The following is a 22,039-nucleotide window of genomic DNA, read 5'->3' as shown; positions in this document are numbered from 1 at the left end:
TCTCGTGGGTCTACACGTAGAGCCACGAAAACCCTATTCTGCCAGCAGACCTCACAACAAAGGAAACCCTGCAGATGGACATGAAGGCCACCGCTCCGAGCGAGCGCACCCGCGTACGTCGCGTTGCCGAACGCGCCGGTTACGAGCGCGAACAGCTCAACGCCATCGTCGACGCGGCGCATGTCTGCCACGTCGCGTTCACGGACGAACGTGGCACGCACTGCATTCCGACCGCCTGCTGGCGCGAAGGCGACCATCTGTATATCCACGGATCGAACGGCAGCCGCCTCATCAAACAGGCGGCGTCGGGCATGCAGATCTGTGTGACGATCACGCATCTGGACGGCCTCGTGCTCGCGCGCTCGGCGTTCCATCACTCGATGAACTATCGTTCGGCGATCATCTACGGCGTGTGCGAACGGGTGCCCGACGAGCAGAAGCCCGCGGTCCTCCGTGCGTTCATGGAAACCATCGCGCGTGGACGCTCACGTGAGGCGCGGCCCGGCAATCCGAAGGAACTCGCGGCCACAACCGTGCTGCGGATCGCGCTGGACGAATTCGCGTGCAAGACCCGCACCGGCGGCCCGAAAGACGACGAGGAAGACATGAACCTGCCAGTCTGGGCCGGCGTCCTGCCGCTCGAACTCGCGCCGCGGCCTGCAGTGCCCGACGCCAGTTACGACCACGTTCCCGACTACGTCGCGAACTGGCGCTAGAGCCGTCGCGCTATTTGCCGTCGGTTTCGCGCATCTGCTGCGCGGTGGCCTTGTAATCGTAGGTCGGGTAGAACTCGGTGCGATAGCCGCCCCATGCGGTGCTTTCTATCGCCCGGTTCACCTCGCGCAGCCGGCTTGCCGGCACGCGCAACGTGACGACCTGGCCCACGCCCATCATCACGTACCACGAGACGACTTCGATGCCCGGCGGCGGAAACGTCTTGAAGAAGCCCTGCGCGCGCAGTTGATCGTTGATTTTCGGCAGCGGTTTCGACTCGTCGTGTTTGAGGAAAATCGTCAGCAGAAAGGTGTCGTCGCCAGCGGGTGTCGTTACCGCGCCAGGTGTGCCTGACGCGGCCTGTGCCGTTGCGACCTGCGCGGCGTCGGCGCTCCACACCTCGAACGCCGCGAACAGCGCGCCGGCGGCGAGCAGGCCGCCCACCACCCAGCGACGGATCTGCGATCCGGATGTCACGGTAAATGCCATCGGTTGCCTCCGCTCCTGAATCGGACACCGCCAGATGTGTCCGGCTCCGGTTCGTCAGCAATATCCGCTCCCGGGCGGCGACCTTGCCGTTTGTCCTGCACTGGACCCGTGCGCCAGGTCACACGATTGGGCAAACACGCACCGGGTTGTCCGCTTCGTTCGCGATTTTCGGCCGCATCAATTTCTTCGTACTGGCCGCGGATCGACGCGTCAATCGCGCGGCGCAACATGGCGACCGGGGTTACAGGACGATAGCCGCGAGAGACGTCTGGATACGTGCAGTGCAAAGCGGCAACGCCATGACACCTGGAATGTTTGATGCTTGGAAAGTCGACCCGCGAGTCGTTTCCCTGGACCGTTCATCATTCTGGAGCGCGCTTATGACTACCGGACTTGCCACTGAGTTTTCGCATGTTCGTCCGCAGGACACCGTCTGGGAAGACCAGGGCTTGCGCGACTTCTTTCTGTATCGTGATCTCGGCATCGCAAAGGCGACGGGCGGCAAGGTGCTCGCGCAGCTGGTCAAGGCGAACATGCCGCCGGAGGAAGGCACGGGCTGGCACCGGCACGAGGCGAACTTCCACATCGTGCTCATGCTGAAGGGCTGGGCGCGCTTCATGTACGGCGACAAGGAAACGCTCGTCGCCGCCGGCGATTGCGTGCATCAGGCGCCGGGCATCGTCCACTATCTGTTCGATTACTCCGAAGACATGGAGTACCTGGAAATCGTCTCGCCCGCGGATTTCAAGTCGATCGATGCGGAAGGACCGTGTGCCGTCCCCGCCGTCACGCCCTGGAAAAGCGAAGTGACCTGATCGCGTTGCAGGCCTGGGCGCGGCTTGAATCGCCCCGCGCCCGGATGCGACGAATACGCAGCCTAACCCGAAGAAGCGGAATTACGCCGCAGCGGCACGACGTTCGAGATGACGGTGGCCTCTTCATCCGTCGCGGGCGCGGCGGGCGCCGAGCCCGGCGGCGGGTTTACAAGCGACGAAGCTGCGAGCTGGATCGGTTGCGCACGCGGGCTCACGACGACCGCACGCGGCTCGTTGTCCTGAATCATGCTGCGTACGCGCGGATAGATGTGCCGCTCCCAGCGTCGGCCATTGAAGACGCCGTAGTGCCCGACACCCGTCTGCACATGATGCGTCTTCAGATACGGACGCAGCTTGTCGCACAGGTCCTGCGCGGCAAGCGTCTGGCCCACCGCGCAGATATCGTCCTTTTCGCCTTCGACCGTCATCAGCGCCGTGCGGCGTATCGCCGAAGTGTCGACCTTTCTTCCGCGCACTTCCAGCGTGTGCAGCGGCAACGCGTGTTTCTGGAACACGGTATCGACGGTTTCCAGATAGAAATCGGCCGTCAGATCCATCGTGGCGAAATATTCTTCGTAGAAGACCTGGATAGCGTCGGCTTTCTTCGGATCGCCTTTCGCGCGCTCGAAATGCATTGTCGCGAACGAATCCATATGCCGTTGAAGATTCATCGACATGAACGCGCTCAACTGCACGAATCCGGGATAGACACGCCGGCTCGCGCCTGCAAAGCCAAACGGCACCGCGCTGATCAGGTTGTCCTCGAACCATTCGATCGGTTTGCTTTTGGCAAGCTCGTTCACGCGCGTCGGGTTGATCCGGGTGTCGATCGGACCGGCCATCAGCGTCATGCTGGCCGGCTGCGCCGGGTTGTTATCGGCGGCCATCAGCGCCACGGCCGCAAGCGCTGCGACCGTCGGCTGGCACACGGCCAGCAGATGCGTGCCCTCGCCGATGGTTTCGGTGAAGTCGATCACCGTCTGCACGAATTCGTCGAAGCCGAAGCGGCCCTGCGCAAGCGGCACATCGCGCGGGTTGTGCCAGTCGGTGATGTAGACGTCGTGTTCGGACAGCATCGTGTGGACCGTGCCGCGCAGCAGCGTCGCAAAGTGTCCCGACATCGGCGCAATCACGAGCACACGCGGCTGCGGCAGCGTGGGCGCGTGATCCTTGCGAAAGTGCAGCAGCGAGCAGAACGGCGTTGCGGCGGTGACTTCCTCGACGACATCGACCGTTTTGCCGTCCACCTCGATCGTCGGGATATCGAAAGGTGGCCGCGCGTGCGTGAGACCTGACAGCGTGATCAGATCGCACGTGGCCCGCAGCGATTTGCCTTGGGGCGTGTCGCCCATTTCTGGCCAGAGATCGAGCGTACTGCTGACGATCGATGCACCGTGCCGGAACGGCAGCATCATGTTGGCGAAGGCCTGATAAGTTGGATAGGACAGCAGATTCATGGCCCTTCGCACGAATGCCCCGAAGAAGTGAAGCAATTAAACAGGCAATACGTATGCCAGGCGTCGACGCGCGCCCAGGAAGGCACCTGCACGGCACACGCAATTGGCATGGCACTTGCGCGCTATCGCGCAGGGCGCACGTTTTGCCGTGATCTGGTGCGCGCCGCGCACGATACCGTGCATGGCAGACAGAACTGCGCATCGGCAAGGAGATACGTATGGCGAATACCACGGGCACAACGCTCACTATCAGCAGCAAGAACTATTCGTCGTGGTCGTTGCGCGGATGGTTGCTCGTGAAGCTGAGCGGGCTGCCGTTCGAAGAAATCGTGATGCCGATCGACGACCCGAACGCACGCGCGGAGCTTCTGCTGCTGTCGCCGTCGATTCTCGTGCCGTGTCTTGAGCACGACGGCATTCGCATCTGGGACACGCTTGCAATCGCCGAATATCTGCACGAGATCCGTCCCGACGCCGGTCTGTTGCCGGACGGCCGGCGCGAACGCGCGCATTGCCGCTCGATCTGCGGCGAGATGCATTCGGGCTTTGGCTCGCTGCGCTCGGCGCTGCCGATGAACCTGAAAGCGCACTTTTCCGATTTCAAGGTCTGGGCGCGCGCGCAATCGGACATCGAACGGATTGTCGCGATCTGGCGCGAGTGTCTTGCGCAGTACGGCGGCCCGTTCCTGTTCGGCGCAAAGCCGACAGCCGCCGACGCGATGTACGCGCCGGTCGTGACACGCTTTGTCACCTACGACGTCAAGCTGGATCCGGAAATCGTCGCGTACGGGCAGGCGATACTCGCGCTGCCCGAGATGCAGGAATGGATCGCCGACGCGCAAAAGGAAGTCGAGGAAATCGACGAACTGGATGTCGAGTTCTGAGCGCTGTCAACCCGCTGTCAGTCTGAAGGCAGGCCGCTACGAGGTGGCTTCCTCAACTTCGCGCATCAGCGTCGCCACGAGTTCGGCGGCCGGCATCGCGCGTGAAAGACGCGCGGCCTGGCCTGCCCATTGCGCGGCGTAGTCGTGATTGCCTTTCGCCTTGGCTGCGGCGTTGAGCGCCTTGCCGGCGTCGTAGGCGATCGGGTAATCGGGAAACGGCGGACGCTCTGGCGCGCGGCCGAGCTCCGCGAGACGGTTGTCGATACCGCGCGCGGGCCGACCTGAAATCGACGTGATCAGCGTGGTTCGCACGGCGGGATTCGCAAGGGCCGCGCGATACGCCGCATCGGCAGCAGATTCCGGCGATGAGACAAACGCCGTCCCGAGTTGCGCCGCCTGCGCGCCGAGTGCGAGCACGCCTGCGATGCCCGCGCCGTCCATGATGCCGCCCGAAGCGATCACAGGCAGATGCGTGTTCCTGACCAGCACGCGCACCAGCGCCAGTGTGCCGAGCCCTTCGTCGGGTTGCATCGGATCGAAGATGCCGCGATGGCCGCCCGCCTCGATGCCTTGCGCCACAATCGCATCGATGCCCGCGCGTTCGACCTGCAACGCTTCGTCGAGACTTGTCGCGCTTGCCAGCAGCACAATGCCCGCGTCATGCAGGCCTTTGACGATGTGCGGCTTCGGCAGACCGAAGTGGAAGCTCACCACCGCAGGCCGCTCTTCGACGAGCATCGCCAGCATGGCGTCGTCGGCGGCCGACGTCGTATAGATTTCGCGCAGCGTCGCGGGCGGCTCGGCGCCAAAGCGCGCGAATTCCGGCGCCAGATACGCAAGCCAGCGCGCCTCGCGGTCCGCGTCGGCGGTAGCGGGCGCATGTACGAAGAGGTTGATGTTGAACGGCTTGCTGGTGAGCGCGCGCGTGTCGCGAATCATCGTGCGCGCGCCTTCGACCGTCGTCGCGCCTACGCCCAGCGAGCCAAGCCCGCCTGCATTCGACACCGCCGCGGCCAGTGCCGGCGTGCTGGTGCCCGCCATCGGCGCCTGGATGACGGGCACGCTGATACCGAGTTGCTTCAGTAGCGGTGTGGACAAACTCGCTGACTTCATGATCGGCTCCTTTGACTGGCCTGGATTATCCCAGCATCAGCGCGCGGCCGTTTTCTGGCGGGTCGGGCAGCACATGCACCGACAGGCCACGCGCGCTACGGGGCGCCGGACACACGTTCCGGCTCCTGCAAAAGCCACTATACGGATGTCGTTCATGGCGATAAATCCGGTTTATCGCAAATGAGTGCATACGCCATGTAAAGAATGCGAAGCTTCAACGCGACGCTTTCCCTTTCAAGGTAACGTCCCGCGTTTTCGTGTTGCTTGCCACTGACGTCACGCGCTTCGCGGCTCGCGGGCTAAGCGTCCTGAACAATCGTCCCTTGATGGAACACGATCTTCCAGTCCGATCCGGCGCGCTGCCAGATCGTCGAGCGGCGCGTTTCACGCGCGCCCTGACGCAGCGAATAGGTCAGCAGATAGAGATCGGCGCCGAGTTGCTGGCAATGGAAATCGCAACTTTCCCAGTCGTCGTCGAGCGGCGGCGACGCGTAACGGCGCGCGAGTTCGTCGAGTACGAACGCGCGGCTGTAGCGCCGGCCGGACGCGCCGGTTTCCCAGAAGCAGTCGGCCAGCATCCGGTCGAAATCGGCTCGCGTCGTCCCCCACTCCGTACGATGGAAGATCGGTTCACGGCTCGCCAGCTCGTCACGGATCGCGACGAGGTCGAAGTCGGTGGTGCGGGCAGGTTCGCAGGCAGCGTGCGTCATGGCAGAAACTCCGGCAGCGGGCTTCCAGAGTATGTCACGGTCAGGCAGATGCGCGCTGGGGCGGTGACGTCTGCGGCCAGGCACGCGCCTCAGCTGCGTTTGTCCATTTGCGCGGCGCGTTCAAGCAGCAGTTCGCGCTCGCGGGCATTGCGTGTCATCGCTGCGGCGCGCTCGAACTCGGCGCGCGCCTCATGCTTGCGGCCCAGCTTCGCAAGCAGATCGCCGCGAACGCTCGGCAGCCAGTGATAGTTCGCAAGCGCCCCTTCTTCGGCCAGCGCATCGACAAGCGGCAGCGCTTCCTGCGGACCCGATGCCATCCCGACCGCGACCGCGCGATTCAGCTCGACCACAGGTGATGGTGTCACCGCCGCGAGCAGGTCGTACAGCGCGACGATCTGCATCCAGTCGGTTTCAGCCGCCGTGCGGGCGCGCGCGTGGCACGCGGCGAGCGCGGCCTGCAATGTGTACGGCCCGCGCGCGCCGCCAGGCGACAACGCCCGCTCCAGCGCCGCCAGCCCGCGGCGGATCAGGAGCGGGTCCCAGCGGCTCCGGTCCTGGTCGAGCAGCAGCACCGGGCGGCCCGTCGCGTCCGTGCGCGCATGCGTACGCGACGCCTGAATCTCCATCAGCGCGACGAGGCCGTGCACCTCACTCTCATCGGGTGTCAGGCCTTCGAGCACGCGGCCAAGCCGCAGCGCTTCGTCGATGAGTGCCGGGCGCATCCAGTGATCGCCGGCTGTCGCCGAATAGCCTTCATTGAAAATCAGGTAGATCACTTCGAGCACGGAGCCGAGCCGCGCGGCCCGCGCGTCGGCCTGCGGCACTTCGAACGGCACATGCGCCGCCGCGAGCGTGCGCTTTGCGCGCACGATCCGCTGCGCGATCGTCGGTTCGGGCACGAGGAAGCCGCGCGCGATTTCCTCCGTCGTGAGGCCACCGAGCAGACGCAGCGTCAGCGCCACGCGCGCTTCTGTCGAAAGCACCGGATGGCACGCCGTGAAAACGAGCCGCAAGAGGTCGTCGCCGATATCGTCTTCGCGCGCGGCGTCGAGTCCATCGACGAAATCTGGCACGATGTGCGTCTCGAGCGCGTCCATCTCGCGCCCGAGTTCTTCGTGCTTGCGTGCGTGCAGCGCCTGCTGGCGCAGCCAGTCGAGCGCGCGGTTTTTCGCAGTCGCCATCAGCCAGGCTCCCGGATTCGCCGGCACGCCCGCCTCGGGCCAGTGTTCGAGCGCGGCGATGAGCGCGTCCTGCGCAAGCTCTTCGGCGCGGCCCACGTCGCGCACCATGCGCGCGATGTGGGCGATGACCTTGGCGGATTCGATCCGCCAGACTGCCTCGATGGCCCGATGCGTGTCGGTCAGCGTCACTTCCGGCCTCAGGGCGCGCCGGCGGCGTTCGGGTCCATGTGCACCAGCTCCCAGATGTGGCCGTCGAGATCCTCGAAGCCGTGGCCGTACATGAAACCGTGGTCTGTCGGCGCACGCGGCGCGGTGCCGCCCGCCGCCACGGCCTTCGCGACGAGCGCATCGACTTCCGCGCGGCTTTCGCATGAAAGACACAGCAGACATTCGGTCGTCTCTTTCGCGTCGGCGATGGGTTTGCCCGTGAAGCCCTTGAAGAACGGCTTCGTAAGCAGCATCGCGTAGATGTGCTCGCTGATGACGAGGCAGGCGCCCGAATCGTTCGTGAACTGCGGATTGAAGGTCAGCCCAAGCGCCTTGAAAAACGCCATCGACTTCGGCAGGTCCTCGACGGGCAGGTTCACGTAGATCTGTTTGTGCATGATCGGTCTCTTTGCTGGGGTGGATTGGGTGATGGGTGCGGGCGCCGTTACTGGCTCGCGGCCTGCGGTTTGCGGGTGCGTCCGAGGATGCCGTCCGGTTCGAGGTCTTCCGGCTCGTAAAGCTCACGCACCTCGATTTCGCTGTCCGCGTTTTCGCCAAACGGTGCGGGGAAGCGCCGCGCCCATTCCATCGCTTCTTCGCGCGAGCGCGCCTGGATCAGCGTGTAGCCGGCGATCAGCTCCTTCGTTTCCGCGAACGGTCCATCGATCACCTTGCGTTGCCCACCTTCGTACCGGATACGCCAGCCTTTCGACGACGGCCGCAAACCGTTCGCGTCGAGCAGCACGCCTGCCTTCGCAAGTTCCTCGTGGTACGTGCCCATGGCGCTCATCACGCTATCGTCATCGGGCATGACGCCCGCTTCCGATATCGCTGTCGCCTTCACAATGATCATGAATCGCATCGCCGTTTCTCCTGGGTGGCTGACGGGAAAGCCGTCGTTTTTTCCGGCTTCTGCATGCACGACGAACCACGTAGGGCAGGATCGACACCAGGCGGTTCACGTCAGGGCATTCCCTGAGCGCGGAACGGCGACACCCGCCTCGCGTGCGGCCACGGTTACTCCCAGCAGGGACCGACCTTGCGGACTTCGACGGTGGCCCACGACGCCGCCGGGCACGCTTCGGCGATCGTGATGGCTTCCTGCGACGTCTCGCAGTCGACAAGGAAAAAGCCGCCGATCATTTCCTTCGCTTCGGCGAACGGACCGTCGATGACCTTGCTCTGGCCGTTGCGCACCTGAACCCGCGCGCCTTTTTCCTGCGAACTGAGCGATTCGACGCCGCGCAGCACACCACGCGACTTCAGCACTTCGGCGAATTGCCCCATCTGGCCGTAGACGTCGTGGGCCTCTTCAAGCGTGCGCTCGTCGCGCTGTCCGACGGGCTCGACGATGAGCAACATGTAAATCATGGCACCTCCGCGAATTCGTGCGACGCGGGATGCGCCGACGCGTCCGGCGATGCGTTGCGCGGACGATGTGCGAAGGCAGTCTAGCAAGCGAAAGGGATGGGCGCAAAAGTGCCGGGCGACGTGCCAGAACTGCGCTGTAGCCGCCGGATTTTGCAGAACGACTGAAGGGAGTGCCCCGCTAACTGCCGCGACCGGACGGCCGCACCAGCCAGCGAGATTCAAACGATACCGCTTACTGCGACGTCAACCCGCCATCGACGGCCAGCACCTGCCCGGTAATGAACGACGCGCGGTCTGACAGCAGGAAGAGCGCAGCCTGTGCCACTTCCTCCGGTTCCGCGACGCGGCCAAGCGGATGCATCGCCGTGAACGGATGTTCGTTTTCGCCTTTGTCGTTCTTCACGAACGAGCCTGCCGTCATCGGCGTACGGGTGATGGCCGGGCTCACGACGTTCACACGCACGCCCTTCGACGCCATTTCGATCGCGGCGGCGCGGGCCAGCGAAGTCAGCCCACCCTTGCTCGCGCTATAAATCGCGGCACCCGGAACGAACACTTCGCCCAGCACCGACGACGTGAACACGATCGAGCCGCTGCCCTGACGCGCCATGATCGGCAACTGCGTCTTCAGGACGTGAAAGCCGCCCTTCAGGTTGATGTCGATGACGCGGTCCCACGTCGCCTCGTCCTGCTCCGCGAGTGGATTGAAGCCCACACTGATGCCGAAGTTGTTGAACGCGCAGTCGATGCGGCCGTGGCGGCGCATCACTTCTTCCGTCATTGCCGCGACGCTCGCGCCGTCGGCAACATCCGCCGCGATGAACGACGCACGGCCGCCCTTCTCGCGGATCTGCGCGACAACTGCGTCGCCTTCCGCCTGACGGCGCCCGACCACGACGACTTCCGCGCCTTCCGCCGCGAAAAGCGCCGCTGCCGCTGCGCCGATACCCGATGTGCCGCCCACAACCAGCGCGATCTTGTCCTGAAGCATGCCCATTTGACAACTCCGATAAATGACGATTGAAATCTATTTATAGATTACCATCATCATGTAAAATGGTGTCAAGCGATTTTTTGAGGAGCAGTGACAATGCCTCGTGTATCGAGAGAACAGGCGGATAAAAACCGCGAGCGGATCGAAGCCGTATCGGCGCAGCTATTCCGGGAGCGCGGGCTGAACGGCGTCAGCGTGGCCGATCTGATGGCGGCCGCCGGGTTGACGCACGGCGGCTTCTACGGGCACTTCGAGTCGAAGGACGAGCTCGCTTCGATCGCCTGCCGGCGCGCAATCGAACACATGCGGCAAATCTGGGCAAAGCATATCGCAGCGAGCGATGGCGACCGCCTGGCGGCGCGCAAGACGATCGTCACGCAATACCTGGGCACCGAGCATCGCGACAATCCGGGTCTCGGTTGCGCGACGGCGGCACTCGCGGGCGATGTCGCGCGCGAAGCGCCGGATGGGCCGGTGCGCGGCGGTTTCATTGCCGGATTGAAGGAGATGGTCGCGATGTGGGCAACGCAACTCACCACGCGCGACGCGGAAAAGAAACGTCGCCAGGCGCTCGTGCAGGTGTCGACGCTGATCGGCGCGTTGATCCTCGCGCGCGCCGCGCGGGGCGATCCGCTTTCGGACGAGATTCTCGGCGCGGCGATTGAAGAACTGGTGGATGCGTGAACGGGCGGCCGCGTCACTGTTGAAGATGCGCGTGCCAGCATGGCTGGCAACGCATCTGATGGCGCACACGTGAAAAGGCCGGGCCGGCCTTTTCGTTAAACCTGCGCGGGATTCTTAAACCGCCGCGCCCACGCCATAGCGCGCCGCCGGACGGCTGTGCGACAGGTTCGGGCCGAGCGCGAGACGCGCGTCATTGGCCGTTTTCCAGTCGGCCGCATCCGGCAGCGACGGAATCGTGACGAGTTCACCCTGGTCGAGACCGGCGAGCGCTGCGTCGACCATATCGGCCGCCGACATCACCCACGCTTCAGGCAGCGCCGTAACCGGCATGCCCGCGCGGTCCCAGAACTCCGTGCTGGTCGCGCCGGGCAGAACGGCCTGCACCCGCACGCCCTTCGCACCGATTTCGTGATGCAGCGACTGCGTGAGGCTCAACACGAACGACTTCGTGCCGCCGTACACGCCGTTCAGCAGTTCCGGCGAAATCGCGACGATCGACGAAATGTTGATCACCGTGCCCTTGCCGCGCGCGACCAGTCCCGGCACGACCGCCGACGTCAGCCGCGTCAGCGCGACGATGTTCAGCTGGATCATGCTTTCGAGGCTGTCCGGATCGGAATCGATCAGCGGTTTCGTCGCGCCGACCCCGGCGTTGTTGACCAGCATCGTGATGCTCGCGTCGGAACGCAGACGCGCTTCGATACGGCGCATGTCGGCGGCCACGGTCAGGTCGGCACCGAGCGTTTCCACAGTGCGGCCGGTCTCGGTCGACAGACGGTCGGCGAGGCTTGCCAGGCGCTGCGTATCGCGCGCCACCAGAATCAGGTCGTAGCCGCGGCGCGCGAGACGATCCGCGTAAATCGCGCCGATGCCCGACGATGCGCCCGTCACCAGCGCCGTACCCTTGTTCGATGCAGTTGCCATTTGAAACTCTCCGTTGAGCGCCTGGCATACGTCGATGCGATGCGCCGTTCATGTTGATCAAAAAGGAAAAATCGCCTCGGAGGCCGGGTTCACTGGCGGCTTCCGTTGTTGACAGAGGAGAGTCTAGGCGCGTATTGTTTTGTCTCAAATGACGTATTTACCTCGTTTTCGGACATCGCAACAATATCGCGAGAACGACGGCCAGAAAGGAAGGTGGCGAGATGAAACGCATCGGCGTGGTGGTATTCCCGGGATTCCAGATTCTCGACATGGTGGCTGTGTCGGTGTTCGAAATTGCGAACCTGGAAGCGGACGAACCGGCGTACGACATCGAGGTCATCTCCGAACAGGGTGGCCTCGTGCGCAGTTCATCGGGCGTGAAGGTCGAATCGAAGGCGTTCGACGATCCCGCGTACGACACTGTGGTCGTGACCGGCTCGATGTTCGTCGAGCCTTCGTCGGACGGGCTGCGCGCGTTTCTGAACCGGGCGCTCGCCGCCTCGCGTCGCACGACCAGTATCTGCACCGGCGCATTCGTGCTCGCCGAAGCGGGCATTCTCGACGGCAGGCGGGCCACGACGCACTGGGTTTTCGGGCGCGAACTGCAACACCGTTACCCGAAGACGCAGGTGGACGACGACCGCATCTTCATCGTCGACGGTTCCGTGTGGACGTCGGCGGGCATGACGGCGTGCATCGATCTGTGTCTGGCGCTCGTCGAAGCCGATCTCGGCCCCGAGATTTCGCGTGCCATCGCGAGGAAGCTCGTGGTCTATCACCGCCGCACCGGCGGCCAGTCGCAGTTCTCGGCAATGCTCGATCTGCAGCCGCGCTCCGATCGCATCCAGACCGCGCTCACATGGGCGAAAGATCATCTGCGCGAGCGGCTGTCCGTCGAAACGCTGGCTGAAGTCGCGCACCTGAGCCCGCGCCAGTTCAGCCGCGCGTTTCGCGACGAGACGCGCCAGTCACCCGCGAAGGCAATCGAAAACCTGCGCGTGGAAGCGGCGCGATCGATGATCGAGGCCGGTCGTCATTCGCTGGAAACGGTCGCGATCGAAACCGGCTTCGTGGATACCGAACGGATGCGCCGGGCATTTCTGCGGGCTTTCGGTCAACCGCCACAGGCGATCAAGCGCGCGGCGCGCGCATAGGTCTGCTCCCGCCTGCCTGCGCGTCGCGGGCCTTACGGTGGCGGTTTCGTCGTCACCCTCTACGACGCGTTTCATCCGGCATCGTCGCCGCCTTCACCCTGAAAACCCCATTCATAGTGTTGTAAGCATGCTCACTAAATACCTACAAAGCGCATGGCTTTGTTGCGAATCGTTACTATTTGTGAAATGATAACGATTCGCATTTGACAACATTGCCGGTCCCTGAACTGCGGTCTGGCGGGGTTGAATCGCGCGCGCGAAATGACGCGCAGCGGGCCACGGCAGGACGTTCGCGTCTCGCCAGACCGAAAAAAACAAACGCAACAACGACAGGGATTCACGACGATGATCAGGACGACTCCGATCGCGGCGGCCATTTTGGCCGTATTCGCGACGCCGCTGTACGCGCAGACCGCCACGCAGCCGGCCGCACCCGCCACCCAGCCGGCGCAGTCTGCCGCAACCGCCGACTCCGCCAGCAACACGCTGCCGGCCGTCAAGGTAACCGGCCAGGCCGACACCAGTGGCGACTTCCAGCCCGAAACATCGAGTGTCGGCGCAAAGGTGCCGACGGCATTGCGCGATATTCCGCAGGCAGTCGTTGTTGTCCCGAAAGCGGTGCTGCAATCGCAGGCCGCGTCGTCGTTCAGCGATGCGCTGCGCAACGTGCCGGGCGTCACGCTCGGCGCAGCCGAAGGCGGTCAGATCGGCAACAACATCAACCTGCGCGGCTTCACGGCACGGACCGACATCTATCTCGACGGCTTCCGCGATCGCGGCCAGTACTATCGCGACACGTTCAACCTCGATTCGATCGACGTGCTGTACGGCCCGTCGTCGCTGTATTTCGGACGCGGCTCGACGGGCGGCGTGATCAACCAGGTCAGCAAGCAGCCGGATCTCAAGCAGCGCGCCGACGTATCCGTGCAGGCCGGTACGCACGACCGCTATCGCACGACCGTCGACCTGAACCAGCCGATCAGCGATACCGCCGCATTCCGTATCAACGCGTTCGGCCAGGATCTCGGCTCGAGCCGCGACGTGATGAAGAACAAGGACTACGGCGTCGCGCCGGAAGTGAAGTTCGGCATCGGCACGCCGACCGAAATCACGCTGTCCGCGCTGATCCAGCACAATCGCGATCAGGCGGACTATGGCGTGCCGTCGCTGAACGGTCATCCGGCGCCCGTGAATCGCGGCACGTTCTACGGCTTTACCGACGACCGCACGATGCAGGACGTGCAGCAGTTCTCCGCGCGCATCCAGCATCGCTTCAATGAAAACCTGACGCTGCGCAACCAGACGCAGATCGCCCACTACAGCACCGAAGCGCGCGAAACCAACCCGGCTGCCGTGCTGACCGGCCCGCTCGCAACCTCGACGGCGCTGACGAACGGCAACTACACGACCTTGCCGCTCTCGTCGCTGTACGTGAAACTGCAGGGCAAAGACCGCAACATCAACGACCACTCGCTGTACAACACGACCGATCTCGAAGCGAAGTTCGCTACCGGCTTCGTCAAGCACGACGTGATCATGGGCGTCGACCTGAGCCACGAGACGTACAGCAACCAGTCGTTCACCGCGACCACGCCGGGCATGCCGTCGAACACGCTGGCCGTCGTGCCGCTGGTCGACCCGACCTACACGACGCGTCCGTCGAATGTGAACGAAGTGGCCACCAATCTCGCGGAATCGAGCGCGAACGGCATCGGCCTCTACGCGAACGACACGATTTCGCTCGGCGAACACTGGAAGGTGGTGGGCGGCGTGCGCTGGGATCGCTACGAGGCGTCGATCAACAACTCGATCAATCTGCCGGGCTACGCCACGCAGACCAACTTCTTCACCAGCGTGCGCGGCGGCGTCATTTATCAGCCGACCGACTGGCAGTCGTACTACGTGTCGTACGGCACGTCGTTCGACCCGTCGCTCGAAGCGCTGACGCTCACGAACGGCCAGCAGAACCTGCCGCCGGAAAAGAACCGCTCGTATGAAATCGGCTCGAAGTGGGACCTGCTGGGCGGTGGTCTTTCCGTGACGCAGTCGCTCTTCAACATCGAAAAGACGAATGCGCGCACCCAGGACGCAACCGGCGCCTACCAGCTCGAAGGCGATATCCGCGTGCGGGGTTATCAGCTCGGACTTGCCGGCCACATCACGAACAAGTGGCAGGTGTTTGGCGGCTACACGTACATGAACGGGGTCGTGCTGGAGGCACTCGACGGCACCGCAGGCAAGACGCCCGCGAACACGCCGCGCAACATGCTGACGTTGTGGACCACGTATGACATCACGCCGCAATGGCAGGTCGGCGGCGGTCCGGTGTACACGTCGGCGCGCTACGCGGCGAACAACAACTACGTGTCGGTCGGCGGCTACACGCGCTGGGATGCGATGGCGGCCTATCACGCGAAGAAGTACGACGTGCAGTTCAACCTTCTGAACTTCACGGACAAGAAGTACTACGACGCGCTGATTCCGTCCGACGGCGGCCGCGCGGTACCGGGTCTCGGCCGTACCTTCCTCGCCACGCTAAACTATCGCTTCTTCTGATCGCTGCACTGGATCAGTCAGGCGACGGTTCACGAATCACCGCCCGTTTCCCCTTTGGGGAAAACGGGCGGTTTGACGCAGGAAGTATCAAACGATGATTGTCACGATCCCCGACGTTCTCAGTCCAGCAGACGCCGCCACGATGCGCGCACGGCTCGAAGCCGCCACGGATTCATGGGTCGACGGCCGCGCGACGGCGGGCTATCAGGGCGCGCCGGTCAAGCGCAACCAGCAGATCGCGGAAGGCTCGCCGATCGCCGCGGAAATGGGCGAAATCATCGTCGCATCGCTGGAGCGGCATCCGGTTTTCATCAGCGCGGGGCTACCGAACAAGCTGTATCCGCCGCTCTTTAACCGCTACGAAGGCGGCATGCACTTCGGCAGTCACGTGGATGGCGCCATCCGTCTCGTTCCGGGACACGGCGCGCGCGTGCGCACCGACCTGTCGATCACGCTTTTTCTCACGCCACCGGACGAATATGACGGCGGCGAACTGCTGATCGAGGATACGTTCGGCGTGCAGGAAGTGAAGTTGCCCGCAGGGCACGCGATTCTCTATCCGGGTACGAGCCTGCATCAGGTGCGGCCTGTCACACGCGGCTCGCGGGTGGCGAGCTTCTTCTGGGCACAGAGCCTCGTGCGCGACGACACGAAGCGGGCATTGCTGTACGACCTGGACAACTCGATCCAGCGCCTGAACGCGACGAACGGCGACGAGTCGGCCAAGCGCACGCTCGTCGGCGTGTATCACAACCTGCTGCGGCTCTGGAGCGAGACGTAAGGCGTTTCGTCGTCGTTCCGCGTCCGCACACCGCAAGGCGCAGCGCGCAATCCGCCGCCGTTCACGCGTAGAAATCCATCCCCTGCACGAGACGTTGCGCGAGCCGCGGCTGACGCAACTGCTCAAGCCACCACTGCAACGCGCGACCTTCGTGATCGCCGCGCCATGCCACGTAAAGCACGTTGGGCTCACGCGGATCGGCGGTCTCCTTCTCCACCAGCTCGCCCTTTTTGAGCAGCGATGCCACGCGATATCGCGGCAACCAGCCGACGCCGAGCGCGTCCCGCTGCGCGAGGATCTTCGCGCGCATGCTCGGCACGGCGAGCGCCGGCTGGCCGCCGACGAGGCCGTATGCACGTCCGCTCGTCATCCGCGACGAATCCGCCACGACAACCGCGCGATGCGCGACGATCCGCTCGCGTCGAAGCGGGCCTTCCACTGCGGCGAGCGGATGGCGCGGCGACACAGCGAACACCCACTCCATCGACCCCAGCTCGAACCAGCGCAATCCGGGAATGGCGGGCGGTTCGTTCGTCGCGCCGATGATCAGGTCGGCACGCCCGTCGCGCAGCGCTTCCCACGTGCCGGACAGCACTTCGCCCGTCATCCGTAGCGTCACGCCGGAGTTCAGCTCATCGAACGCGTGCACGACCGGCATCAGGAACTCGAACTCCAGGATCTCGTCGCTAACGATCCACAGGCGATCTTCCCAGCCACTCGCGATCTGGCGCACGCGCTGCGTCATGCGCGAGACGTCCTGCATCAGCCGCGCCGCCTCTTCCGCCAGCAGATGCCCCGCCGGCGTGAGTTGCAGCCGGTAGCGCCGGCGGTCGAAGAGCAGCGCGTCAAAGCGCGTTTCCAGCTGCCGTGCCGCGTGCGAAACGGTCGAAGGCGCCTTGCCCAGCCGCGCCGCCGCCCGCGAAAGGCTGCCGCTCTCCCGTATCGCTTCCAGCAGGGACAATTCGTCTTCAGACAACATGTTCAACTCCGTCGAACGAGTTCATCGGAAAAATCGTACGGCAAAACCGGTGCGCCAGTCCACCATGGCATCACGTCACCAGAAGATCCTTATCGGGATCGCTGGCAATCTCACCGGAGAAACCGTCATGAGCCTGTTGAATCAAGTCGTGAAGCACACTGGCGCGGTCCTGCTGGCCGCCGGCGCACTGCTGTCGGCCGCGCACGCCGCCCCGCAGCCCGCCGTCCAGGATCGTTCGATCAACGCGAACGGTATCGAGCTGCACTACCTCGCCGCAGGCACAGGCGACGAAACGCCGGTCGTTCTGCTGCACGGCTACGCGGAGTCGAGCCACATGTGGCTGCCGCTGATCAGCCAGCTCGACGACCGCCGTGTCGTGCTCGCGCCGGATCTGCCGGGCGCCGGCCAGTCGGCGATTCCGGAAAGCGGCTTCGACAAGAAAACGATGGCACAGGACATCCACGCAATGGTCCAGCAGCTCGGCTATCGCAAGGTGAAGCTCGTCGGCCACGACATCGGCCTGATGGTGGCCTATGCCTACGCGGCGCAGTATCCGGACGAAGTCGAAAGCATCACGCTGATGGATGCGTTCCTGCCGGGCGTCGGCGACTGGCAGAAGGTCTGGCTGCTGCGCGACAAGTGGCACTTCAACTTCTACGGCACGACGCCGCTCGCGCTGGTGAAGGGCCGCGAACGGACGTACTTCGAGCACTTCTGGAACGACTTCGCGGCCGATCCGTCCCATTCGGTACCCGAAGCCGATCGCCGCCGCTACGCCGCGAACTACGCGCGTCCGGGCCGGATGGCTGCCGGGTTCGAGTACTTCCACGCGTTCCCGCAGGACGCCGACGACTTCGCGAAGTTCGCCCAGACCCCGTTGACGATGCCCATGCTCGTGCTGGCTGGCGAAAAGGCGTCCGGCAACTTCCTAATCAACCAGGCGCAACTCGTCGACACCCATGTGCAGGGCGTAATCGTCAAAAACTCTGGACACTGGCTGATGGAAGAAGCACCCGAGCAGACGATTGCGGCTATCGTCGAGTTCATCAACATGCCGTCGGCGCAATAAGCGGGCGCGACCGGGCAGCGAGCCTTATATCAATGCCGGCGGCGCAGTTGCCTTCGAGGCACGCGCCGCCCGCGCTCAAGGAGCAGCGACATGGGACTTCTCGTGAATGGCCAGTGGCAGGACAGGTGGTACGACACGAAAGCGACCGGCGGCCGGTTCGTGCGCAAGGACGCAGCGTTTCGCAACTGGGTTACGGCTGATGGCTCGGCGGGCCCGAGCGGCGTCGGCGGTTTTTCGGCCGAAGCGGGCCGCTATCACCTGTACGTGAGCCTCGCCTGCCCGTGGGCGCATCGCACGTTGATCCTGCGCGCGCTCAAGGGGCTCGAAGACACGATCAGCGTGTCGGTTGTGAACTGGCTGATGCTCGAGAACGGCTGGACGTTCGCCGACGGCCCCGGCGTCGTGCCCGACACGGTCAACCATGCGCGTCTGCTGCATCAGGTCTATACCGCCGCTGATCCTGGCTATACGGGCCGCGTCACCGTGCCGATCCTGTGGGACAAAAAGCAGGGGAAGATCGTCAACAACGAGTCGTCGGAAATCATCCGCATGCTGAACTCGGCGTTCGACGGCATCGGCGCAAAGGCGGGCGATTTTTATCCTGCCGCGCAGCGCGAAGAAATCGACGCGATCAACGCACGCGTGTACGACACCGTGAACAACGGCGTCTACAAGTCAGGCTTCGCGACGACGCAACAGGCGTATGAAGAAGCAGTCGTGCCCCTCTTCGATTCGCTCGACTGGCTCGAAGAGAAACTCGCCACGCGCCGCTTTCTGACGGGCGATCGGGTCACGGAAGCCGACATCCGTCTTTTCACGACGCTGATCCGCTTCGATGCCGTGTATGTCGGGCACTTCAAGTGTAACCTGCGCCGGATTGCCGATTATCCGAACCTGTCGGCCTTTACGCGTGACATTTACCAGTTGCCCGGCGTCGCCGGCACGGTGAATTTCGCGCACATCAAGCGGCATTACTACGAAAGCCATCCCTCCGTGAATCCGACCGGCATCGTGCCGCTCGGGCCCGTGCAGGACTTCACCGCGCCGCACGATCGCGCAAGGCTTTCCGACGGCGCGCCGCCCATCGCCTGAGCGCGCTCCGGTCTGCACGGCCGGACGCGATTGCAGTTATCGCGGCGCGACACGAGGCGCGCGCCGTTTCCGCTTCAACGATCTTCGACCATGCGGTTCGCCGCACGGTTGTGGGCAGCCTCGTCTCCAGCGTTTGCAATTCTCACCAATCAAGGAAACATCATGCTGAAGTTTTACTTCCATCCGTCGCCGAATCCGATGAAAACCGCGCTGCTGCTCGAAGAACTGCAGACGCCCTTCGAACTCATCGCAGTCGACACCTTCAAGGGCGAGCAGCACCAGCCTGAATTCCTGAAGATCAACCCGAACGCGAAAGTGCCCGCGATCGACGACGATGGCGTCGTCGTGTTCGATTCGCACGCGATCCTGTTCTACCTCGCCGCAAAGCACGGCCGTTTCGTGCCTGCGACCGCGAAGGAACATGCGCAGATGCTGTCGTGGCTGCAGTTCGTCGCGACCGGCCTGTCGCCGTTCTCGGGTCAGGCCGTCCACTTCCTGCATCACGCGCCGGAAGCGCTGCCGTACGCGCGCAACCGCTACCTGAAGGAAGTCGAGCGCCACTACCGCGTGCTCGACAACCGCCTCGCCCAGTCGAAATATCTGGCCGGCGACGACTATTCAATCGCCGACATGGCGCTGTGGGGCTGGGCGAACTTCGCGGGCTACATCCTCGGCGAGAAAGGTCTGACGGACTATCCGAATGTGAAGCGCGTGGTCGATGAAATCTCGGCGCGCCCGGCTGCGGCCCGTGCGCAGGCACTGAAGGAAAAGCTGACGCTGAAGGCCGGGTTCGACGAGGAAACGCGTCGCGCGCTGTTCCCGCAGAACGCGGAAATCGCGGCCTGAGCGTTTTCGCGCATTGGTCACGCGTCTGACCCAGGGCAGGCCGCCCAGCGGCCTGCCACCGATTAGCACCCGATACACCCGATAGCACCCGACGAAGCGCTGGTTTCGTCGCAAGGAGTCCGAGATGTCAACGATTCAATCGAAGCCCGCGCCGATCGCCGGATTACGGCTCAATAACATCGCGCTCGCCGTGCACGACCTCGACGCGATGATCGCGTGGTACGAAAGCGTGCTCGGCTTCGTGGTAAGCGAACGCGGCCGGTTCGACACCGTCAGCGCCGAATACGCGATGATCGAAGCCGGCGGCATGCGCATCGAGCTTGTGTCGCGTGCAGGCGAAACCGCGCGTCCGGCCGACCGCACCGCGCCGCCCATGCACCTGAACATGCTGGGCTGGAAAGCCCTCGTGCTTGAATCGGACGGCCTGGCGGCCGCAACCGCAGTACTCCAGCAGCACGGCGTCGAGATCGTATGGGCCGACCAGCCGCTGTCAGCGCATCTGCGCTCGACGATGATCCGCGACCCCGAAGGCAACATGATCAATATCTTCGGCGCGGCGAAGTAACTTGACGGGCAGCGCGGTTAAAGCTGCCAGTCGATCAGCGGCAACAGCTTCTCGATCGCCTTTTCAGTGAGCGGGCGCCTTTGCCAGTCTTCGAGCGTGACGCGCCGCGATTTCGCGATGTCAGCGTCGAAGATCGCCGTCTGCTGCCTGGCGAAATCGCGGTCGTAGATGTTGAGATTCGCTTCGTCGTTCAGCTTGAACGAACGGCTGTCGAAGTTCGTCGAGCCGACCGACACAAGATATTCGTCGACGACGAGCAGCTTGCAGTGAAACATCGTCGGCTGATATTCGTAGATTTCGACGCCGGCTTTCAGGAGGTCGCCCCAGCATCCGCGTGAGGCTTCGCGCACCGTGTGTGTGTCGATGTGATTGCCCGGCGTCACGATCTGGATTTTCACGCCGCGTCGCGCCGCCTCGACGAGTGCGTTGATCGCGAGCCCGTCCGGCACGAAGTAGGCGCTCGCGAGATGAATGCTCGACGTCGCGGCGGTGATCGCCATCAGATACATCAGCTCCATGTCGTCGGCGCCGTTGGTCGGCGAACTGCTGAACATGTGCGCGACGCCTTCGCCCGCTTCCGGAATCGCCGGGAAATACGCCGGGCCGTGCAGCACGTTGCCGCTCGCCTTGATCCAGTTGTCCATAAATACGGCCTGCATGTGCCCGACCGCCGGGCCTTCGACGCGAAAATGCGTATCGCGCCAGTGCTTCGGGTCCTGCGCGTGACCCGTCCATTCTTCGGCGATACCCACGCCGCCCGTGAAGCCCACCTGGCCGTCGATGACAAGCAGCTTGCGGTGCGTGCGGTTGTTCATGCGGCCAAGGCCGGTCCAGTGCGGCTTGTGATACTGGATCACCTCGGCGCCCGCGTCCTTCAGCATCTTGAGATAGCCGCGGTCCATCTTCGACGAGCCCATCCAGTCGAGCAGCACGTGCACCTTGATGCCCGCGCGTGCCTTGTCCGAGAGCGCACGCGCGAACTGCTCGCCGATCTCGCCCGACCAGTAGATGAACGTCTCGAACGTGATGGTCTCTCTGGCTGAATGGATGCCACCGAGCATCGACGGAAAGATCTCGTCGCCGTTCACGAGCACCTCGAACCGGTTGCCCGACGTGACGGGTGGCCCGAGCAGCAGGCTCATCGAGCGGATGAACTGGGGTTCGTCGCTCGAATACAGCCGGTTGATGTTGTGCTCGACCTTCTTCTCGCCGCTCGTGAAATTCGCCACGACGATGACGATCACGAGCGTGACGAAAACCGTAATCGCGATGACGAGCATAGGCTGCGCGCTCTGATCGGAAAATGGTCGACCGGGTCAATCGACCAGGTCGTGCGACTTGAGCTGTGAGCGAACAATAGAGTTCGACACGAGACAAAATAGTTTGACACAACACAATACAGATTGACACAAACCGGTTGCATCCCGGTATCCTCCTGCCCTCTCATTCAGCGG

General features: G+C 63.7%; 23 protein-coding genes. 11 read left to right on the top strand and 12 right to left on the bottom strand.

The genetic code is table 11. The features are described 5' to 3' along the window. The first annotated feature begins 74 nt into the window (after positions 1–74). Positions 75–716, top strand: a complete 642-nt coding sequence (locus LPA36_RS20145; protein ID WP_407674310.1) for a pyridoxamine 5'-phosphate oxidase family protein — start codon at positions 75–77, stop codon at positions 714–716. Positions 717–726: 10 nt separating this feature from the next. Here LPA36_RS20145 and LPA36_RS20140 read toward each other — a convergent pair whose 3' ends face one another. Then, positions 727–1,203, bottom strand: coding sequence for a hypothetical protein (locus tag LPA36_RS20140; RefSeq protein WP_228880563.1), 477 nt, complete (start codon positions 1,201–1,203; stop codon positions 727–729). Between the two features lie 380 nt (positions 1,204–1,583). Between LPA36_RS20140 and LPA36_RS20135 the strand changes: the two genes are divergently transcribed. Continuing rightward, on the top strand, positions 1,584–2,018 hold the full coding sequence (locus LPA36_RS20135; RefSeq protein WP_228880560.1) for a cupin domain-containing protein: 435 nt from the start codon (positions 1,584–1,586) through the stop codon (positions 2,016–2,018). A 62-nt stretch (positions 2,019–2,080) separates the two neighbouring features. On the opposite strand, the gene LPA36_RS20130 is transcribed toward LPA36_RS20135, so the two are convergent. Then, positions 2,081–3,475, bottom strand: coding sequence for a polyhydroxyalkanoate depolymerase (locus LPA36_RS20130; protein ID WP_228880556.1), 1,395 nt, complete (start codon positions 3,473–3,475; stop codon positions 2,081–2,083). 218 nt (positions 3,476–3,693) lie between these two features. Between LPA36_RS20130 and LPA36_RS20125 the strand changes: the two genes are divergently transcribed. After that, entirely contained in the window at positions 3,694–4,359 is a 666-nt protein-coding gene (locus LPA36_RS20125; RefSeq protein WP_228880554.1) for a glutathione S-transferase family protein, read from the top strand. Between the two features lie 36 nt (positions 4,360–4,395). Here the strand turns inward: LPA36_RS20125 and LPA36_RS20120 are convergent, their stop codons facing one another. The 7 genes from LPA36_RS20120 to LPA36_RS20090 form a co-directional block, all read right to left on the bottom strand. Then, a complete protein-coding gene (locus LPA36_RS20120; protein WP_228880551.1) occupies positions 4,396–5,472 on the bottom strand; it encodes an NAD(P)H-dependent flavin oxidoreductase in 1,077 nt (358 codons plus the stop codon). A gap of 299 nt (positions 5,473–5,771) precedes the next feature. Next, the gene (locus LPA36_RS20115) at positions 5,772–6,182 is read right to left on the bottom strand and encodes a nuclear transport factor 2 family protein (protein WP_228880548.1); all 411 of its coding nucleotides are present in this window, start codon (positions 6,180–6,182) and stop codon (positions 5,772–5,774) included. Between the two features lie 89 nt (positions 6,183–6,271). Next, entirely contained in the window at positions 6,272–7,552 is a 1,281-nt protein-coding gene (locus LPA36_RS20110) for an RNA polymerase sigma factor (RefSeq protein ID WP_228880544.1), read from the bottom strand. Positions 7,553–7,560: 8 nt separating this feature from the next. After that, the gene (locus LPA36_RS20105) at positions 7,561–7,968 is read right to left on the bottom strand and encodes a VOC family protein (RefSeq protein WP_228880541.1); all 408 of its coding nucleotides are present in this window, start codon (positions 7,966–7,968) and stop codon (positions 7,561–7,563) included. A gap of 47 nt (positions 7,969–8,015) precedes the next feature. Continuing rightward, positions 8,016–8,432 carry a YciI family protein gene (locus LPA36_RS20100; RefSeq protein WP_228880538.1) on the bottom strand — a complete coding sequence of 139 codons (417 nt, stop codon included), beginning with the start codon at positions 8,430–8,432 and terminating at the stop codon, positions 8,016–8,018. A 155-nt stretch (positions 8,433–8,587) separates the two neighbouring features. Next, on the bottom strand, positions 8,588–8,941 hold the full coding sequence (locus tag LPA36_RS20095) for a YciI family protein (RefSeq protein WP_228880535.1): 354 nt from the start codon (positions 8,939–8,941) through the stop codon (positions 8,588–8,590). Between the two features lie 232 nt (positions 8,942–9,173). Next, complete coding sequence (locus LPA36_RS20090) at positions 9,174–9,938, bottom strand: SDR family NAD(P)-dependent oxidoreductase (RefSeq protein WP_228880533.1); 765 nt, start codon at positions 9,936–9,938, stop codon at positions 9,174–9,176. Between the two features lie 93 nt (positions 9,939–10,031). Between LPA36_RS20090 and LPA36_RS20085 the strand changes: the two genes are divergently transcribed. After that, positions 10,032–10,619 (top strand): TetR/AcrR family transcriptional regulator, encoded by a 588-nt coding sequence (locus LPA36_RS20085; RefSeq protein WP_228880530.1) that lies wholly within the window; start codon positions 10,032–10,034, stop codon positions 10,617–10,619. A 114-nt stretch (positions 10,620–10,733) separates the two neighbouring features. Here LPA36_RS20085 and LPA36_RS20080 read toward each other — a convergent pair whose 3' ends face one another. Further along, on the bottom strand, positions 10,734–11,543 hold the full coding sequence (locus LPA36_RS20080) for an SDR family NAD(P)-dependent oxidoreductase (protein WP_228880527.1): 810 nt from the start codon (positions 11,541–11,543) through the stop codon (positions 10,734–10,736). A gap of 221 nt (positions 11,544–11,764) precedes the next feature. Here LPA36_RS20080 and LPA36_RS20075 point away from each other — a divergent pair, with 221 nt between their 5' ends. The 3 genes from LPA36_RS20075 to LPA36_RS20065 all read left to right on the top strand — a co-directional run bounded on the left by LPA36_RS20075 (position 11,765) and on the right by LPA36_RS20065 (position 16,034). Continuing rightward, the gene (locus LPA36_RS20075; RefSeq protein ID WP_228880523.1) at positions 11,765–12,697 is read left to right on the top strand and encodes a GlxA family transcriptional regulator; all 933 of its coding nucleotides are present in this window, start codon (positions 11,765–11,767) and stop codon (positions 12,695–12,697) included. 345 nt (positions 12,698–13,042) lie between these two features. Then, on the top strand, positions 13,043–15,253 hold the full coding sequence (locus LPA36_RS20070; protein ID WP_228880522.1) for a TonB-dependent receptor: 2,211 nt from the start codon (positions 13,043–13,045) through the stop codon (positions 15,251–15,253). A gap of 94 nt (positions 15,254–15,347) precedes the next feature. Next, positions 15,348–16,034: a Fe2+-dependent dioxygenase gene (locus tag LPA36_RS20065; protein ID WP_228880519.1), complete on the top strand. Its 687-nt coding sequence runs from the start codon at positions 15,348–15,350 to the stop codon at positions 16,032–16,034. A gap of 61 nt (positions 16,035–16,095) precedes the next feature. On the opposite strand, the gene LPA36_RS20060 is transcribed toward LPA36_RS20065, so the two are convergent. Beyond that, positions 16,096–17,013: a LysR family transcriptional regulator gene (locus LPA36_RS20060; RefSeq protein ID WP_228880517.1), complete on the bottom strand. Its 918-nt coding sequence runs from the start codon at positions 17,011–17,013 to the stop codon at positions 16,096–16,098. Positions 17,014–17,140: 127 nt separating this feature from the next. Here LPA36_RS20060 and LPA36_RS20055 point away from each other — a divergent pair, with 127 nt between their 5' ends. From LPA36_RS20055 to LPA36_RS20040, 4 genes are all read left to right on the top strand, one after another. Next, positions 17,141–18,082: an alpha/beta fold hydrolase gene (locus LPA36_RS20055; protein WP_228880515.1), complete on the top strand. Its 942-nt coding sequence runs from the start codon at positions 17,141–17,143 to the stop codon at positions 18,080–18,082. Positions 18,083–18,172: 90 nt separating this feature from the next. Next, entirely contained in the window at positions 18,173–19,174 is a 1,002-nt protein-coding gene (locus tag LPA36_RS20050; RefSeq protein WP_228880512.1) for a glutathione S-transferase family protein, read from the top strand. A gap of 162 nt (positions 19,175–19,336) precedes the next feature. Continuing rightward, positions 19,337–20,020: a glutathione S-transferase family protein gene (locus LPA36_RS20045; protein ID WP_228880507.1), complete on the top strand. Its 684-nt coding sequence runs from the start codon at positions 19,337–19,339 to the stop codon at positions 20,018–20,020. A 124-nt stretch (positions 20,021–20,144) separates the two neighbouring features. Continuing rightward, positions 20,145–20,585 carry a VOC family protein gene (locus LPA36_RS20040; RefSeq protein ID WP_228880503.1) on the top strand — a complete coding sequence of 147 codons (441 nt, stop codon included), beginning with the start codon at positions 20,145–20,147 and terminating at the stop codon, positions 20,583–20,585. Positions 20,586–20,602: 17 nt separating this feature from the next. Here the strand turns inward: LPA36_RS20040 and cls are convergent, their stop codons facing one another. Then, positions 20,603–21,865, bottom strand: coding sequence for a cardiolipin synthase (cls, locus tag LPA36_RS20035; RefSeq protein ID WP_228880501.1), 1,263 nt, complete (start codon positions 21,863–21,865; stop codon positions 20,603–20,605). Positions 21,866–22,039 lie beyond the last annotated feature (174 nt).

It is taken from the genome of Paraburkholderia saeva, from assembly GCF_907164555.1.
Taxonomy (GTDB): domain Bacteria; phylum Pseudomonadota; class Gammaproteobacteria; order Burkholderiales; family Burkholderiaceae; genus Paraburkholderia; species Paraburkholderia saeva.
Note: the sequence above shows the minus strand (reverse complement) of the source record. Positions and strands in the feature narration are given on the sequence as shown.

Bases quoted from the DNA above. Each gene is read 5' to 3' on its own strand.
- LPA36_RS20115 (WP_228880548.1), bottom strand. From the start codon at position 6,182: ATGACGCACGCTGCCTGCGAACCTGCCCGCACCACCGACTTCGACCTC.
- LPA36_RS20040 (WP_228880503.1), top strand. From the start codon at position 20,145: ATGTCAACGATTCAATCGAAGCCCGCGCCGATCGCCGGATTACGGCTC.
- LPA36_RS20050 (WP_228880512.1), top strand. From the start codon at position 18,173: ATGGGACTTCTCGTGAATGGCCAGTGGCAGGACAGGTGGTACGACACG.
- LPA36_RS20055 (WP_228880515.1), top strand. From the start codon at position 17,141: ATGAGCCTGTTGAATCAAGTCGTGAAGCACACTGGCGCGGTCCTGCTG.
- LPA36_RS20145 (WP_407674310.1), top strand. From the start codon at position 75: ATGGACATGAAGGCCACCGCTCCGAGCGAGCGCACCCGCGTACGTCGC.
- LPA36_RS20100 (WP_228880538.1), bottom strand. From the start codon at position 8,432: ATGCGATTCATGATCATTGTGAAGGCGACAGCGATATCGGAAGCGGGC.
- cls (WP_228880501.1), bottom strand. From the start codon at position 21,865: ATGCTCGTCATCGCGATTACGGTTTTCGTCACGCTCGTGATCGTCATC.
- LPA36_RS20070 (WP_228880522.1), top strand. From the start codon at position 13,043: ATGATCAGGACGACTCCGATCGCGGCGGCCATTTTGGCCGTATTCGCG.
- LPA36_RS20045 (WP_228880507.1), top strand. From the start codon at position 19,337: ATGCTGAAGTTTTACTTCCATCCGTCGCCGAATCCGATGAAAACCGCG.
- LPA36_RS20105 (WP_228880541.1), bottom strand. From the start codon at position 7,968: ATGCACAAACAGATCTACGTGAACCTGCCCGTCGAGGACCTGCCGAAG.
- LPA36_RS20130 (WP_228880556.1), bottom strand. From the start codon at position 3,475: ATGAATCTGCTGTCCTATCCAACTTATCAGGCCTTCGCCAACATGATG.
- LPA36_RS20060 (WP_228880517.1), bottom strand. From the start codon at position 17,013: ATGTTGTCTGAAGACGAATTGTCCCTGCTGGAAGCGATACGGGAGAGC.
- LPA36_RS20135 (WP_228880560.1), top strand. From the start codon at position 1,584: ATGACTACCGGACTTGCCACTGAGTTTTCGCATGTTCGTCCGCAGGAC.
- LPA36_RS20120 (WP_228880551.1), bottom strand. From the start codon at position 5,472: ATGAAGTCAGCGAGTTTGTCCACACCGCTACTGAAGCAACTCGGTATC.
- LPA36_RS20075 (WP_228880523.1), top strand. From the start codon at position 11,765: ATGAAACGCATCGGCGTGGTGGTATTCCCGGGATTCCAGATTCTCGAC.
- LPA36_RS20090 (WP_228880533.1), bottom strand. From the start codon at position 9,938: ATGGGCATGCTTCAGGACAAGATCGCGCTGGTTGTGGGCGGCACATCG.
- LPA36_RS20065 (WP_228880519.1), top strand. From the start codon at position 15,348: ATGATTGTCACGATCCCCGACGTTCTCAGTCCAGCAGACGCCGCCACG.
- LPA36_RS20140 (WP_228880563.1), bottom strand. From the start codon at position 1,203: ATGGCATTTACCGTGACATCCGGATCGCAGATCCGTCGCTGGGTGGTG.
- LPA36_RS20095 (WP_228880535.1), bottom strand. From the start codon at position 8,941: ATGATTTACATGTTGCTCATCGTCGAGCCCGTCGGACAGCGCGACGAG.
- LPA36_RS20085 (WP_228880530.1), top strand. From the start codon at position 10,032: ATGCCTCGTGTATCGAGAGAACAGGCGGATAAAAACCGCGAGCGGATC.
- LPA36_RS20080 (WP_228880527.1), bottom strand. From the start codon at position 11,543: ATGGCAACTGCATCGAACAAGGGTACGGCGCTGGTGACGGGCGCATCG.
- LPA36_RS20125 (WP_228880554.1), top strand. From the start codon at position 3,694: ATGGCGAATACCACGGGCACAACGCTCACTATCAGCAGCAAGAACTAT.